This window comes from Marinicella sediminis, assembly GCF_002000055.1.
GTDB classification, from domain to species: Bacteria; Pseudomonadota; Gammaproteobacteria; order Xanthomonadales; family Marinicellaceae; genus Marinicella; species Marinicella sediminis.
In genome coordinates this window covers 15,501-34,094 of record NZ_MVBD01000015.1, presented here as the reverse complement: position 1 = coordinate 34,094, position 18,594 = coordinate 15,501, and the positions used below count along the sequence as shown (strand labels likewise).

Below are 18,594 nucleotides of genomic sequence, written 5' to 3'. Positions count from 1 at the left end.
ATCTTGGGCCTTCATTCACTTTTGTTCCCTACAAAAGTGAAAGTGGCCACAGCGATCATGACATTAAATCAAGTGCATGACCCTCTGATTCAACTGTGTTGAACCAACCGGGTCAGCGGGTCGAGCTGATTATCAGCTCCTCAAGTTAAAAAAGATTCCAGGTCAGTATTTTAGCGATGAAGTGGGGTGGGGCAAGGGTTTTGGTGAATAATGTGGATGGTCCATGAGCGCAGTGGTTTGATATTGTCATCATTTATTGACAACTGAGTCAGCAAAAATGGGTGTTTAACCTGCAAAGATTTCCGCAAAATGTCAAATAAAGCCAAATAACATGCCAGTTCAAGCTGATCACGGGCCAAAAGTCATGAAATGTGAAAAAATGTGAAAAAATAAATGCGCTGTTTTTGGAATTAAGTACAATGGCGATTCGCCTCATGGACATCGTGCTCAACGGCGGTCACAACTTGAACACACCACAAAAATGGATTTTTCCAATGCTTAAAAATCAATATGCCATCCTGTTGTTTGCCATTAGCTGCTTGATATTTGCAGCCGATGTTCATACCAAGGATTTTCATGTGTTAAACACCCCTTATTCTGTGGAGGGGACAGGATCATTTCATGCCAGCTATGTGGGTGAAGACTCTGGTGTTTCTGTCATCGATTTCAGTGGTGACTTCGACAAGTACATCTCTGGTCAACTCAATGTTGACGCGCGGCAGGTGGTGGCCACAGAGTTGTATCAAAACATTGAGCCTGATCATCATTTCCTGGTGTTCTTTACAACTTTTGCAGTGGACACAGCAGATTCAACTGCTTTTGCCATCAGTTATCAAAATACAGTTGAAGGCATCGGTAAGCCTATATTCAATAACAGCGCGGCAATGGGCAGTGATCAATTGCTGACCACCATTGATATGGCCGATGTCCATCGTTGGGAAATGAACCCAGCCTTACCTCGTTTTGACAGTACTTTGGATACCCTGGTTCATGAAATGATGCACCAATGGGGGATCAATGTTCGCTTCATGAATGCCCAGGGTCAAACAAGCACTGATTTATTGGGCAGGGATGGTGTGCATTGGAATTATTTCATGCACTCAAATGCATCAGTCATGTACGGTGCAGCGTGGGATCAACTGAACAGCAATTTGTTTGAGACAGCAGATCGAATGAGGTCTTTGAGTCCATTGGATTTATACCTCATGGGGATGGTGCAATCATCAGCAGTGCCTGATTTTTTCTACATTGATTCGGGTGCTCCCGGCGATGTGAATGATATTCCCTCGATTGTGGGCACTGAAGTAACAGGCAATCGCATCAACGTATCTATTCAGGACATCATTGCTGCTGAGGGCATCAGGATTCCCTCCAGTGATCAGTCACCCCATCAATTTAATTTTAAATTTGTGTTGTTGAAAAGACCCCTTGAGCAGCTGAATGCTGAACTAACTGGTCAGTTATTGGTGTTGCAAAGAGAATTTCAAAAGCGCTTTGCAGCTGAAACTGGAGGTAAAGGGGCCATTTTATATCCACAATTAACGACACATCCTGGCCCGGCACATCCGGAATCACTGAATTATGAACTGACCACGGAAGATCAAATTGATTTACCGCTGGCGATCGCTTTTCTGGCCTCGAATGCTGAGTTGAATGGCTGGGCAGACAAGCCGGCCACCAGAACCAGAGACACCGCATTGGCTGTCAGGGCGTTGAATAACCTGGGTGAAATTGGTTTGATCGCCAATGGCACAAATTGGTTGGAACAACACACTCCAGTCAGTAATGATGAATTGGCCTGGCAATTGATGAGTGATGTGTTGTCAGCTGGCAAACAACAGTCAGTTGTGGATCAACTGTTGTCCAACATCAATGAAGATGGGGGCTGGGGCATCAAGGCTGGTACAGAATCATCGGTTGTTGACACCTTATTGGTTCTGAAGGCCCTCAAGGGTGCTTTGGGTGCTGCCTATGAACCTGGTTCAGAGACATTGGCTTTCATTGCTCAACAGATCAACACTGACTCAGCCACCGGCTATGCGGTTGGTGGTGAAAGCACACTCATCGCCTCAGCCTTGTTGCTGGAAATGTATTATGCGCTGACCGGTGATGCAATCACGGAGTCAGAGATCATTAACCAGCTGATCAACCAGCAGTTGCCTGATGGTGGTTTTGGTCATGGAGTGGCCTCGGTCCACCACACAGCTCAGGCGCTTGCTGCATTAGAGGCAGCCAACGACCAATCGCATTCAATTGTCATTGATAATGCCAGGTTGAAATTGTCAGGCATGCAGAGCACCGATGGCTCGTTTGAAGGCAGTGTTTACTCAACCGCACTTGCTGTTCTCATGTTGTTTGAAGATCAACGCCCCAACATCAGTTTGGTCGAGCTCAGTACAACTGCGTCAACAGTTGTCGCTGGTGAAGAACTTGTACTGGAAGTGTCTCTGGCCAATGCCGGAGCCGATATGGCTCAAGGGTTCAGCCTCGAGGTATGGATAGATCAGGCGACTCATTCAACTGTAGCGCTGGACGCTTTGGCAGCAGGTGAATCTGTTACCGCACAACTCATGGTTGATACAGTGACTTTGACAGGTGATGTCATCCTCAATGTGGTCGCCGATCCAGGTGATCTGATCGTTGAATCCAATGAGGCAGACAACAACAGTTCACTGAGTGTACAAGTCAATGCACAGACCCAAGTGCCGGAATTGGCATTTCTTATCAGCCAAAGCTCGTATCGACCAGACTTTGTGGATCGTTTGCCGATTACCTTTGAGGCTGAAGTTATGATAGGTAATCACTCATCATCTGCTGTGACTGATGTTGTGCTTGGGTTGTATCAACAACAAGCAGATGGCAGCTTCACTGAACTGGACAGCATCTCTGCGGACATCAACCAAAGCAGCACCTTTGCATTTAACTTTTCTACTCAAATTACAGACGCCCCAAACAATACTGATTTGGTGCTTAAATGGGTGATTGACCCGCAAAACCAGATTCAGGAAGTGAATGAGTCGAACAACCAATGGCAGGTCATTTTGCCTCAGGTACCCACTGTTGACCTGAATCTTGAACCTGCCGATGTGGTCATGCCAATGCAGTTTGTGGTTGGAGATCAGGTCGAAATCAGCTTTGACTTTCGAAACCTGGGCAGTGTATTGAGCTCCGGGTTTTCGCTTAAGGCTGAATTGACTGATGGGCAGAGTACCGTTGTTTTGTATGACCATCAGATTCTTGAGATGGCAGGGGGACAAACCTTCACCAGACAATTCAATTGGATACCAGATCAGCCGGGCAATTTTGAGCTTATCATCAGCCTCGATGACAGTGACCAGGTGGCTGAGGTGGATGAAACCAACAACTCAGTGAGTCTACCATTTACGGTGGTTGCCAACACCTATTCCAACCTGAGCATATCTGATGAAGATGTGTCCATCAGCCCGGATCCAGGCTTGGTTGGTCAGTTGCTCACTGTTTCCGCTCGGGTCAGCAACCCCTCAGATCAGGACAGCGGCCCCTATCAACTGGAATTTCTGCAACAAATTGAGGACAACACCACATCATTGGCGGTGGTGGATGTGCCTTCGCTGGCTGCCGGATCAGATGAGGTGGTCAACTTGGATTTGCCTGGTTATACAGGGCTTGGAGATGTGACCTTCATTGTTCAGGCTGATCCGGCCAATCTGATCGCAGAATTCAATGAAAATGACAACATCGGTTTCAACACCTTCAGAATACTTAATCTTCCTGATGCCATGGTCTCATCCGGTGGGTTTGCCTTGCAACCGACCATTCCGGTGATTGGTGAACAGCTGAGTGTCGATGTTTCGGTGGTCAATCTGGGCGAGCAGCCGCTGGATGATGTGTCAGCCACCTTGTACACCATTTCAAATGGAGTTGAGACAGAAGTGGCTGAACTCACCATACCTTTGATCGAAGCAGGTCAGAGTCAGGTTGCACAATTCAGTTTTGTATTTCCCAATGATCCTGACCTGACGGCATTAAAAGTAACCACTGATGGCGACGATCAGATCATTGAAATCAGTGAGTTGAACAATGAAGCTGTGCTGCAAATCGAAAATCAAAGCAAAGTTTTTTATGTCACTGAAACCTATTTTTCACCCAACGGAGATGGCGTCAAAGACAACACCTCCATCGTGTTTAATCTGGATGAAACAGATGATTATCAAATCAGCATCATTGACCAATTCAATGAAACCATCAGAACATTTCCACTTCAGTCAGCCACTCAATTCGGTGATCTGATTTGGGATGGCAGAAATGACCTCAATCGCCTGGCACTGGATGGACAATACCTGGTAACCATTACAGGCCAGAACTCAGGAACAAGCCACCAAACCAGCGTTTGGCTGGACACCAACAGAACCACGTTGCATGAGTCGCTGATTAAGAATGACGGTTTTGTGATTGACTTGGAATGTGCACTTCAGTCTGTGGGCATCGAGGGACAGGTGTTCTTTAATTTACAGTACAGTGCTGATGGTCAATCCATCTATCTTAAAGATAAAGATTATGGTGACCGGAAAGGTAAATTGTACGAGGTGGGGGCTGATGGACAAAGTGCTCAACTGCTCACACCTCCTACATTCAATGATGACCGACGCGTGGTTGATTACCATGTGCTGGACAATGGCCACATCATCATTGATGCGCGGGTCAATATCTCCAATCTCAATGAATTGTGGTTTTTAGATCCTGATTCAAAAGTGTTCTACCAGCTTGACACCCAAGGTGAGTTTTCGTTCAACATTCCCATCATCACCAATGAGTACAGTGTGATCACCACAAGTGGCAATCAGTTTCTCAAGATTTTTCATGATCTGAGCCCGGGTGTCAGCTTTTCAAGCATCAACCCTTTCGGTTCCTCGCTGACTCAGGTCAAAAGCGGGTGGTTGGATCGGGATGAATTTGATGAATTCTGGTTTCAGGATGGCCAATTACAAAACAGCCCGGTTCGACTGGGAGAGCGATTGATTGCCCGTTCCAACGATTCATCCAGGGCTTTGATGTTCAGTGACGGTTCCATGGTCTTGTTTCAGTTCGCAGGTGGCCAAGTTACAGAAGTGAATGACATCTTTGAATCAGTCAATCCTGGCGACAACATGGCTGGATACTTTTCACCTTTTAATCAATTTATAAGTGTGCACAACGATCAGTTATCCATGTTCGATTCGAATGGTATAAAACTGTTTGACATTGCCAATCCGTATGGCCTTGATTTTTTGCAGTCGTGGGTCATAGAGACATATGGATCATTGGATGACATTGTGGTGTTTACTGAAATCGGTGAGTTTACAGTCTCTTACAATGATTTAGAGAACATAAAGCCTCAATTCAGTCGTTTCAATGCCAATTGGCTCAGCAAAACAGAACTGCTGTTGTCTTTTGATGTCTCATACAGCGCATCCATTGACCCTTCTTTGGTTGGGGGTATGTTTGAGGAGTTTGAGTTTGAAGGGAGTTGGCAATACAGAAGAAAAATTAATCATACAGACATCAGTGATGTTGGCTTTTATGAAACAAATTATTCCTCAATTGACCTCAATGAATTGGACAGTCATTACTATTACAGTGAGCAAGAATTGTTGCTTAAAGATCAGGCATATGATGCTGTAGAATCCAACAATCAATTGTTCAGTGATTTCGAACTCATCCAGGCTTATCCCAGAAACTTATATCCGGGTAAAGTCAGCAGTTTGTTGTTAGCCACTGAAAATGAAAACTACCGGGCTGAATGTCGCGATCTGAATGACAATATGGTTTTGAGTACGTATTTTCCTAAAGACAATTTATTTACTCAACTGATCATTGAACACACGCAATTGGGTTTGGCCATTAATGGTACTGTGTTTGATGCCAATCTGGATCATTTTCAACTCTATTATGCGGAATCTATCGATCCTGAAAACTGGCTGTTGTTGGGGGGAGGTTCAGAAGAACGGTTCAACCAATTACTGATGAACTGGAATCCTCCGGTTTCAGGGACCTATCGGGTGAAACTGGTTGCCACCGATAAGGCTGGCAATCGCACCTCTGTGATCAAGCAAACGGCTGTATCACGTACGCAATCAATCATCTCAGTACCAACTGTGGACCCCATTTATATTTCACCGAATGGTGATGGGATCAAAGAACACACTGTGATTGAATACCAGAGTTTACTGGCCGGAGAAGTACTGATTGAAGTGACGAATTCTGCGGGTGCAGTGGTCCGTTCATGGATCAGAGAATATGCACAATCTGGTCAAGTTGAACAACTGGTTTGGACAGGCACCGATGACAATGCCCAGGTTTTGCCAGATGGGGAATACCTGGTATCAGTCAATGGCTATCGCTATTCGGTCATGATTGATACCAGGCCACCAGTCGGCTCTACTCAACTGGTCAGATCGCCGGTATACCATCTTTCAGAAAACTCAACCCTTGTTGGATCTGAAGGTTTGCTCTCATACATTGATGAATTGAGAGGGTTGCCGCTTGATTTTGATGGATTCAATGATGGCTCGCCATTGGCATTATTTGAACCACAAAAGCAAAGTTTAGCTGAGTGGCGGGCTATGGGGTCATATAGGTTCAACATATCTTTTGATGATTATTTTGATTCCAGAGGAGTTTACCGATGGCAATTAACAGACTCAGCCGGTAACACCGGATTTTCCAACGAGGTAACAGAGCTCAAGAAGATTTTTTTCTCAGAGTTAAGGAAAGTTGACCTCCGCCATGCAGAACCTGAGGTGGTTTATGCACCATTGCATTATTGGGTTCTGGAAGAGAGAAAGGCTGAAAAAAAATCTTTGGACAAGGAAGATGATAAGCCCATCACCGATTGGTCGTTTGGTGACAAATTATCTTTGGTCTGGCAATCATTCAGTGATGAGACTGTCACTTCAGTGAAGTTGATCATAGATGGCTCCGACCTCAATGGAGATGCCATCTCATCAGAGCGTATCATTGAACTGGCTGACCTAGCTACAGCCCAAACTTATTTCACAGATGATCTGATTTCACCGGATAACTTTCCGATAGGTTCATTTGGTCGTCCTTCATTGGGTCAGGAATTGGTGTTGTATTTGGTGGAAATGGATAAGTCCTGGTTTGAAGGCTTTGTTGGTGGGATCAGTGTGGGGCTTGAAGTTGAATTTGCTGGCACGGAAAACTCTGCCAGTGAGTCATTCAGTATTTCATTTATTGAGAGCCCACCAATACCGATTTTTACCAGATTGCCGGTTCCCATTTTAGCCCAAGAGACCTGGCCAGAGAGTGCGCGGGAGTATTACAGGGAAGTCATTGAGCATTTGGACTTAAATAATGGCAGAATTTATACCTTATTACATATTCCGCAGCGACTATTGACCAATGGCTCCAGGGTCGATGTGTATTCATATCCGGGTGATGAATTTTTGCACAGCTTATCACCCTTCCGTGATGATTCCGGTGAGCACATATCTCATATCTATGAGCTTGATCTTGAATGTAATGAAAAGGTTACTGCGATTTGGAGGGCCGCAGATTCATCGGTCAATGAACTTGAGACTCGTTTGGAAAACAACTGTATTTTTGTCAGTCAACAAAGATTTGACTTGGGTGCCATGTGTGATCGCAATCAGGCGAACAGTGACGCCGTTTGGGTCAATCTGAGGGTGGCGCTTTCGAATGATCCTACCCAGGATCCCGTTTCATTGAAGTTGTATCAATACAATAACAATACTGAGCCAGTTCTGATCTATGAAGAACCGAATATGAGCATCAACTTCAAAGTCAATGAATATGGTCTCAGGTACTATGATTCTGATATTCACATCAGTAAGCAATTGTTTGATGCCGGAATAAATCAAGTTTTTGCCGAAGTGGATTATCTTTTTGATCGGACTTATTCATTTTCTGTACCCTTTGATGTCAGCTTCCAGGGTGTTGACTTTGACATCATCAGTCCTCAATCTGATGTTAACTATTGTGGTTCCACCCGAGAATTAAATTCAGGATCAACGATGACTGATGTTCATCTTGATTTGGGACTTGTTATCAATAACCCAGGGCAGACCGGGATTTTTGCTTTGAACCTCAGACGTTTCATCAATGGCGTTGACCTGGACCAGGAAATGATGGACTCAGGTCTGTTTGATGGGCCACCCGAATATGGTCAAATCAACAGCCAAAGAATGACACTTTTGTACAATGACAGCAATGACATCAAGTTGTCTCCTTTTGGAGGAACATTTGGTTTTGATCCACCACAGCATCAGCAGCACATCGAATTAAACCTCACATCGATTGAAGGGCCAGCCACCATCGAGATTGAAGCGATCAACTCCTCAGGTGTGAGTGTCTGTGAGTCAGTGCAAATCAACATCGATACATTGGTCAATGTGGCAGTCGCTGATCAGGGAATCAATGACTATTCACCAGCTGTCAGCGGGTCAGTGGTTTTTGCTGAAATAGAAGCTTATGAAGATGCGGACATCGAAATAATGTTATCCGACAGCCAGTCATTGATCAAGGTCATGGACCAATACAGCTTATCACAGGGACAACAAGCCATTGTGTCCTGGGATGGCATTGTCGCAGGTCAGATTGTAGAAGACGGTGAATACGCAATCGTGGTGCGTTCCGAAGACGCTTGCGGAAATTACAAATTAGATCGCATCAACTTTACGGTCGACACCACACCGCCAGCTGTGGGTTTTCTTAACCTGGCTGATGGACAAAGTATTCAAGTCTTGCAGGATGTGTTGGTTTACCTGGATGAATTGAATGTTGATGTTTTTGAAGTCTCATATCAATATCTGGATTTTTGGACCCAGTTTGAAATGGGTGAGGTGTTTAATAATGGACTTGGTTATCAGGAGTTTCTGACCAATTGGGATTTAAGTGGCTTGCCCATTGGAGCTTATCCGGTGAGGATTTTTGCCCGTGATCAGTTTGGCAATGAATCTGAGTTGCAGATTACACTTGTTCTCAATGAAGCACAAAACCTGCTGTGGGAATTTGATGTGTCTGAACGGCTGATATCGCCCAATGGCGACGGCATCAAAGACACCACACAGATCAGTCTGGGATTGAACCTCAATGCTCAGGTTGAAGTGTTGATGGTGGATGAAAACCAGGCCCAGGTCACAGAAGTCTTTTCCGGTGTGCTTCAGGATGGTTTACATGAGTGGACATGGGATGGTAAGGATCAACTTTCCACAACCGTTCAGGACGGCCAATATCAGCTGAATGTCACCATCACTGAATCTGGTAACAACAGCAACAGCACAACGGTCGAAAGTTTGCTCAAGGTTGATGCCACGGCCCCTGTCATCAGCATCAACCCCATTGAACCAGTCATCAAGGGTGAGGGACAGCTGACCATTGTCATCGATGATGAACACCTGGCTGAACACAGCAGTCAGCTGCATGTTCCTGACTCGGGTGAGTTACCTCAACCCATACCATCAGCCACGGATCCTGGGATTCACCATCAATTGGCATTGTCAGATTTGGCGGAACAAGCCTATGAAGTTCGAACATTGGCCGGTGATTTGGCGGGTAACATCATCGAACATTTACACAATTTGACGATTGACAACACGCCGCCCCTGTTGGTCTTAACTGAGCCAGGACAGGATGCTGTGATTGGTGGTTTACATTCAGAATTTCTGATTTCAGGCACGGTTAACGAACTGCATTTTGCCCAGTATCAAATCCTCATCAGTGAAGATGTGGAGCCACCTGTTTGGCAGGAGTTGGCAACAGACAGCCAGTTGGATGATGGGGCGTTCAGCTGGCCCTGGATTTTTAACCGTGCTGACGGCAGTTATTTATTAAAAGTCATTGTCACCGACGAAGCTGGTTGGCAAGCCGAACAAATCAATGCCTTTACCCTGGATCGGGCGCCACCTGTTGTTGCATTAACCAGCCCGGCCGATCAGCTACAAGTGGGTGAACAGCTGGTTTTTGCGGGCACCGTTGATGACATGAGTTTGGTGCATTACCAAATCAGTCATCGAACCCTGGGCTCAACGGAATGGACGGCAATTCGGTCAGGATTTGAACCCATCATCAACGATGAGATTTTCATTTGGGATCATCAATTGAGTTCCGGGGATCACGAATTCAGGATTCTGGCCAACGATGCAGCCGGATTAAGCACAGAAATCATTCAATCGTTCAGTGTCGATGCAACCCCTCCCGGTGCGCCGCAAAACCTGGTTGTGGAGTTGTTGATGAACAGGGATGCTCAGTTGAACTGGCAACCTGTTGATGCTGTTGACCTGGCCGGTTATCAGGTCTTCCGGAACAACACACTGCTGAATGAACAACTGCTATTAAACCCCCAACTGACTGACAGTGACTTACCTGAAGGGCAATACAGTTACTGGGTGGTCGCTGTTGATGACATCGGCAACCACAGTGTGCCCAGCAATGTACAAACCATTATTGTTGATCGAACAGCACCGCTGACTTCGATACAAACCCCTGCTGATCAGTCACTTGTTAACGGCTCGGTGGACATCATTGGTTCAGTGGAAGAGACCGATGATCTGGCCAGTCTGGAGTTGTTTATCCGGTCAGTCAGTGAACCCGCTCCTGGCCAGTTACTTTACACCTCAACCATTCCAGTCACGGCACAACTGATGAGCCAGTTGGACACCTCATCCCTAATCCAGGATGAGTCCTATGTGATTCTTTTGCGGTCCACCGATTTACTGAACAATATCCACATCACTGAACACACGGTTACCGTTGATAATGTGCCCCCAACAGCCCCGATAAATCTGGTCTATACGATTCAAAATCAGGCAGATGTCCGCCTGGATTGGCAGGCCAATCAGGAAGCCGACTTATCAGGCTATCTGGTATTCAGAAATGGTGTCATCGTTTCTGGCAATGGGACGCCTGAATCCGGTCAGGTCACTGACGTGTTCTATCTGGATCCGGCGGTGGCAGATGGTACCTACATCTATCAGGTGGCGGCCATTGATCTGGCAGGAAACATCAGTGCGATGAGTCAACAAGTGGAGGTGGTCATCAGCAGAAGGGCTCCTGATACCGGCATATCCGCACCGTCTGATGGTCATCGCTTTGGTGATGTTGTGCGCATTCAGGCCACTTCCCCCGACCAGGACCTGGCCCATATATGGATTGAATATTCCATTAATCACACAGATTGGTTCACCATCAGCCTGGATACAGTGGCCCCATATGAAGTGGTCTTCAGTCCGAATGATTTTGGTCTGGGATATGGCACCATTGCCATCCGGGCCACCGCAGAAGACACGGCCGCCCAGGCTGATCAAACACCGGCACAAATCAACGTAGAGTACACAGATGTCACTTCGCCTGAGCCGCTCGATAACATCATGGCCCAATCTGCAGGAAGCACAGTCAACCTCAGTTGGCAGGCCAGTAACGCTGCTGATTTACTGGGCTATCAGGTCTTCAGAAGACAATTACTACCTGTGGAAGAAACTGATTTCGTTCTACTTCATGTTGATCTGTTAACCACCACTGATTACCTTGACCAGGGCCTTGAGGTCGGTCTGTATCAGTATCAGGTATTGGCGGTGGATGATTATGACAATGCCTCTGAACCGGGATATTCAAATGAAGCACCGGTGATGGCCATCTCTTTGCATCAACCATATTCACCTGTACTGACGCCTGTTGAGCTTGTGTTCACAGGTCAGTCTGAATACAGCGGGGTGATTCAATCAGAGCTGTCCAATGCCAGTGGTGATTTACCTTTAACAGATGTGAGTGTTGACCTGTCAGGCCAGTTCAATGTGTCGACCAACCTGTGGCAAGCAGGGTTAAATAACCTGTCAGCAGAACTGGTGGATGCAGATGGTCACATCAGCCTGGTGGCACAAGCTGCCATTGAAGTCAGTGAAGTGCCACAGATACCGGATAATCCACTGTCATCAGTGAATGGACTGGAACTCACTCTGAACTGGGACGCTCCGACTCCGGACACATTCGGTTATTTGCTACATCTGAATAACCAACCGGTCACTCCTGCAGAACGGGTCATCAGTTACAGCACCGCTGCAGCCAGTTCCGATGAATTCAGTGCTGATTATGTGTTTGATGAGGATGATACCAGTGTTTGGTCGCCTTACTTTGACGATGTCAATGATGGCAATCCCAGCTATTTGGAGTTTACTTTTGACCAGCCACAATGGATTCTCAGCAGTGCCTTCCACTGGGATGAGGACTATTTGTTTGAAGGTGATGTTTCCATGCCTTCCACCTACCAGCTGCAGTATTTGTCGGCCATCGGCTGGATCACCCAACAGGACTTTACGGGCAATAACAATGCGGTGGTCACATATGTTGGTGATGTGCCTTATCTGGCTTACGGGGTGCGTCTGTGGATGCCTTTGGCGGCCAATAACTTTGATGAGATCAGGTTGCGTGAATGGGACATTCAGCATCAACCCCTGGTCAGCACCAACACCTACGTGGATAACCTGTCAGATGGTGTCTACGAATGGCAGGTGGCAGCCATCAACTCGCTGGGATTTGCCAGTGAATTCACGGCACTTGAACAAATCAGCCTGGGAGACACCACCCGTCCGGAACCGGTACAGCTCACTGCTCAGCTCGGCCAGGGTGTGGATGCAGATCTCAGCTGGACTGCCAGTTCATCGCTTGATGTGGCCAATTACCGGGTGTTCAGAAATGGTGCGTTGATCTTGAGCACCTCGGATGCCAACACCCTCAGTTATGTGGATCCGGCATTGCCCAATGGAACTTATGATTATCATGTCATAGCGGTTGATCAGGTGGGCAATCAGTCACTGAGTTCAAACACAGAACAAGTCGTGGTTGATCAACAGTTATTACCTGCTCCAGGCGGCCTGATGCTGCAAAGGGTCAATACTGGCGGAGCCCTGGCACTCAGCTGGGATGCCTATGTTCACCCGGAGTTTGTGGCTTTCCGCTTGTATCGCTCCACACAGGCACAAACAGGCTATGCATTGGTCACTGAAACCACCCAGTTGAACTTCACCGATGTTGGATTGGACAACGGCACCACCTATCATTATTACCTGGTTGTGATTGACCCGCGAGGAAATGAAAGTCATCCTTCAGTGACTGTTTTTGGTACGCCAGTCGATTTGGTGCCACCAGCCCAACCGGTGATCAAGGAACCCACGGTGGCCGGGATACCGATCCATGTACAGCAATCAATCACCCAAATTCAAGGAGAGGGTGAACCGGGGCTGGCCATAGACCTGTTTCACAATCAGGATTTTGTAGAGACGGTATACGCATCAGACCAATATGTCTTGTCACAAACAGACCTGGGAATTTACCTTGAACAGCCACAGTTGAATTCTGCCAACACGTTGTTTGCCATTATGGATTACAACATCGGTTATCCTGCTATTTTGAATGCCGAAACCGGGGCACGCACTGATATAGAGTTGTTTGACGTGAGCAGGTATTTCTGGAGTCATGATGGTGAAACCCTGTACTTTGTGGTTGGTTATGGAAGTGACACCGCAATTCAAGCATTCGATCAATCTGGCAACATGCTTTCGACCCTATTCAGTGGTTACTCCATTGATGAGTTGGCAATCTCTCCTGATAACAGGCACCTGCTTTATTGGGGTGATGGTCTGAATCCTGACAACAGTCAGGTTGAATTTGGTGTTTGGCTTTATGACACTGACAATCAAACCCACGAAAAAGTTGAAGTCAACACCTCAACTGAGCTGAACAGTGAAGCTATAGAGTGGTTATCTGATGATTTGGTGGCCTTCATCAATTATCCAAATGGTTCCTATGATTACGGTAATTTATGGACCTATGAACTGAGCACAGGTCAGCTAACGCAGCTGGATTCTTCAACGGCACCATACGGCACCTTGACTGCTCTCAGAGATGGCAGTCACTTGTATTATGAAGTTGATGTCGATGGCTATGTTGCGATCAAGCGGCTCAACCGCAGTGACCTGTCTGTGGTGACCATGGGATTGACCAATGATGAACTGATGATGCCGACTGTGTCAGATGATGCCAATCTGGTCTTTGCCAACCTCGGTTGTTGTGACAAAGTAATGCTTGATCTGCAAAGCTCTGAGGTACTGTTCAGCTGGCCCAATATTGGCTATCAGGCACCCAGTGAATGGCTCAATGATGGCAGAATCCTGTTTGTTGAAAATGAGACGGGCTTTCTGATCAATGGTCCCGGATCATTTGTTTTTGAACAGGTTGAGTTGACACCCGGGCTGAATGAATTTTTTGTGGTGGCCAGAAAGCCCAATGGTCTGGAAACGGCATCTGATGAGATTCAGGTCACCCTGGATACGCTGTCATTGCCGGATCTGGTGATCAAAGACAGTTACCTGCAGGTGCTACCTGATGAGGTGCTCTCCGGACAGCCAGTCAGTGGCAGTTTATTGGTGAAAAACATCAGCTCAGTTGATGTGGATGATGCCCGATTGTTGATCGAGATCACCGACCCTCAGCTCAACACAACCATGGTGTCACCAGCGCCTTTGAACATCGGTCTGATGGCCGGTGAATCATTTGTGACTGATTTCACCATTGCTGACTTGAGTGAAGTCGGTGAATATGTGATCAAATCCACCATCGATTCCAATGGTGCGGTGCTGGAAAGCAATGAGAACAACAACAGCACGTACCGTCTGCTTCAGGTCATTGATGACCTGAAGCCGGATGTCACCGTGGTGGTTAACAGCCATGAACTGTTTCCCGGAGATCAGCTCTATGGCTTGATCACAGTGTACAACCCAGGGGCTGAATTCACAGGTATTTTGGAGCTGGAAATCACTGATCAGGCAGGCTTCCCAACCGGGTATTATGAAACCCATGATTTGATTGCGCTGTCATCAGGGGCTCATTGGAATGTGACGTTTGATTGGCCCGCTGATGTGTTTGCTGATCAATATCAGCTGCATGTGACCCTGCGTGAAGGAAACAGTGTGGTGGATGCTGAGTTGATTGATCTGGTGGTGCGTGAAGCGGCTGACTTTTTACTCTCCTTGGAAGCCTCACTCAATCAGGCCTTGCCCGGAGACCGGATCATTCTGAATGCCGGGCTTGAGTACTTCTGGGGCAACAGCATCCAGGATGGTACATTACTCTGGCAGGTAATGGATGATCAAGACCAGGTGATTTGGCAACACAGTGAGCAGATTGATGGACTGGCTCCAGGGTTAAATATTCAGCTCAATCAAATTTGGCTGGCTGCTGATCCCGGTTCATACACTGCGGTGTTAACTTGGGACAACCTGCTGTCTTTTGAATCAGTGCAACTGCCTCTTGAGGTATTGAACCCAGTAAGCCAGGCCAGAATTCAAGGGCAATGGTCGGCTCAGCCAACCCCGGTGACACTGGGACAGGATTTCACCACCACTGCTGTACTGGAAAACACCGGGCAAGTGGATCTTAATCAATTGAATATTGAGGCCAGGTTGATGACTCAGGATTTGTCAGCTGTGTTGCTCACTGATCAAATGAGTGTTTCTCTGCCAACAGGCCAGACCAGTCAGGTCCAATTCAACTGGTCATCTGATTCATTAACATTGGATCACTATATTCTGGTTCTGAGTGTGGATTTGAGTGGTTTTGGGGAGTCCACGCAGTCAACACTGGATACGCTGTTGATTGAAACACAGGATGCAAGTGGACCAATCATCACCATTCAAAATCCACTGCACGGAGGGCTATATCCTGCTGATACCGCTTTAATCACCACAGTAACAGATCAACACGCTGACGTTAATTCGGTGTCGGTTCTGTTGGATGGCCAGCTATTCGCTGACTTGCCAGGAAATACCCTGAGTCAGGTTTACCAAACACCCTTGAGCGGGTTGTCTGAAGGGGTGCATCTGCTTGAGGTCCGGGCTCAGGATGAATATGGCAATGCGTCCTCAACAAGCATCGATTTCACAGTGGACAGCACACCACCTTTGATTCAGATTGATGGGGTGCAGGATGGGGGCCTGTATAACCACAGTGTGACCCCAATCATCACCATCACTGATGCAAATCTGGCCTCAACCACGCTGATGATGAATGGGTTGCCTTACCAGTCCGGCCAATCATTGTCTGCCGAAGGTTCATATTTGCTGATGGTCAGCGCGACAGATTTGACCGGCAACCAGATTCAGCAACGCCTGTCATTTAACCTGGATCTCACCCCACCATTATTGAACATCAGTTTCCCTGCTGAAGGCAGTGACACCAACCTGGCCAGCACATCAGTCACTGGCCAAACAGAGGCCGATGTCATGGTTCAATTACAAGCTGGTACCCATCAGCAACTGGTACAGGCCGCCGCAGATGGCAGTTATGTGTTTACCGATGTGCCGTTGGTTGAAGGTGCCAATGTGTTGACCCTGCAAGCCACAGATCAGGCAGGGAACAACAGTGCTGAGGCCAGTCGAACTGTCAACTACATTGATGCGGTGAGTGTGACAGGTTCATTGACCAATGCGGACAGTCATCCGATTGGTCAGATACTGACCATTGATTGGCAAGTCAATAATCCATATGGGTTTGCCATTGATCAATTGGCGGTCGAACTCAGGTTGGTCAGAGTCAGTGATGATGTGGTCAGTTATACCCGCAGTCAACTCATTGATTTGCCCGCCAATGGTGTGTTCAATGATGTGGACAACATCCAGACCGATGATCTGTTGCCTGGTGCCTATCAGGCACATTTACGGGTCACTGTGGACCAGACCGAAGAGCTGATCGGAAACTCAGCCATACAACTGGAAGATGTGACCGGTCCATTGCTGCAGGTCCTGACACCACAAGATGGAGCCGTTTCTGCTGCTGAGTTATTGTTATCGGCAACTGCTTCAGATCACAGCAGTGAAGTGCTTGATGTGAGTTATCAACTGGATGGCGTTGGTGGCTGGGTGAGCATGAATTTGCTGGGCATTGAATACACAGCGGACATCAGCTTGCCTCATGGCCAGCATGCGATCCAGTTCAGGGCAGAAGACAGTTTTGCCAACCAAACCTTCAGTGCTGTGATCAATGTCACCATTGATGATCAGCCCCCCCTGATAACGGTCAACAGTCCTGCAGATGGGCTGATCACCAATCAGGATGTCAGCATCGATTATGTGATGGTGGATGATCTTGGGGTCACGGATCAATCCGTACTCAATGGATTGCCAGTGACTTCAGGAGCGGTGGTTTCTGATGAGGGTGATCATGTGTTGACTGTTCGTGGTACAGATGACGTGGGTAATCAGGCTGAACATGTGGTGCAGTTCAGGATTGACCTGACACCTCCGGACCTGCTTGTGGATTCCCCAGTCAACAACCAGCAGGTCTTTGATCCGCTGATTGACATCACAGGTTCAGCTGAACCAAGGAACCAGATCAATACCGTGGTCAATGGTCAGACCGGGTCCGTGAATACCGATGCGGCAGGGCAGTTCGTTTCCGCCAATCATACCTTGCAGCCAGGCCTGAACAACATAACAGTGCAGGCAGAGGATGAAGCCGGCAACCTGAGTCAGTTGGTGGTGCTGGTTGTGGAATATGTGCCTGTTGGTCAGGTTGATGGCAGCATCTGGCATGACCTGAATCAAAATGGTTTGTTTGATGCCGGTGAATCTGGTATTGAATTGGCCGAAGTGACCCTGACCGATTCCCAGCAAGCCAGTCAGGTGGTTTATACCAATGCATCCGGACTGTTCAGTTATGCAGATGTCCAGCCGGGTACTTACACCATAGCAGTCACTGACAGCGAGTTGAACACCGACTGGATCAGCAGCACCATGAACTCTCCCTCAGCCATCACAGTCACTGCCGGTCAAACTGAATCCATAGAATTTGGTTATTATCAGCAGGCTCCGGTCATTGACACTGCCCTGACAGCCCATGACCAGGATGGTCGGATTTTGATTCTGGCAGATGAGCCCATGGCTCAGTTAGATGGTCAGTGTCAGGGTGTGACCAGCTTCAAAATGATGCGCCATACCAACCACCTCTGGCAGCCTGGAGATCAACTCATCGTTGAGTTGTACGATGCCCAGTCCAACCTCATTCAAACCGAGTCAGGCAGCTATGCAGACTTTTTGGCCAATGGTCAGCTGGCGATAGACGCTCAACCAGCGGTCAGTTTAGTTAATCTGATCCTGCATCCCATGAACTCAGGGCAAATCAGTGCCACTGTGGTGGGTGATGACGAGCAGGCCAATGATCTGTTGAACGATGATTATCAGTTGCTCATGAAGCTACAGACAAGCTCAGGATTGCACCAATGGTCCAGCAATGTTTTAATTACAAACTGTGCTCTGTTCAATGTCATTGGGCAGGACATGGGCGAGCTGAAAGTGGCCAATGTTGATCTCTATCCGGCCATCAGCAGTGATGAGCCAGGTGATGTGACATCACCTGTCCTGTTGGCACAGTACACCCAATTGCGCGGTCTGCTGGATCAAGCTGGCTGGTCTTACGAGCTGGTATACAGTGAAGCGGACTTTGATGCTGCCATGCTGACGGGTATGTTCAATACTTATTGGCTGATGGCGGAGCAGGTGCCACTTGGCAATTCCATTCAGAATCAATTGATCAATGAACTCAGAGCGG

At 47.4% G+C, this 18,594-nt stretch carries 1 protein-coding gene (cut by a window edge); it reads left to right on the top strand.

Annotation, left to right across the window (positions count from 1 at the left end; genetic code table 11):
- Positions 1-494 precede the first annotated feature (494 nt).
- Positions 495-18,594 carry the 5' portion of a CARDB domain-containing protein gene (locus tag B0475_RS15810; RefSeq protein WP_198538343.1) on the top strand. 1,157 nt of this gene lie beyond the right edge of the window, so 18,100 of the gene's 19,257 nt are visible here — the first part of the coding sequence; its start codon is at positions 495-497; its stop codon lies off the right edge, out of view.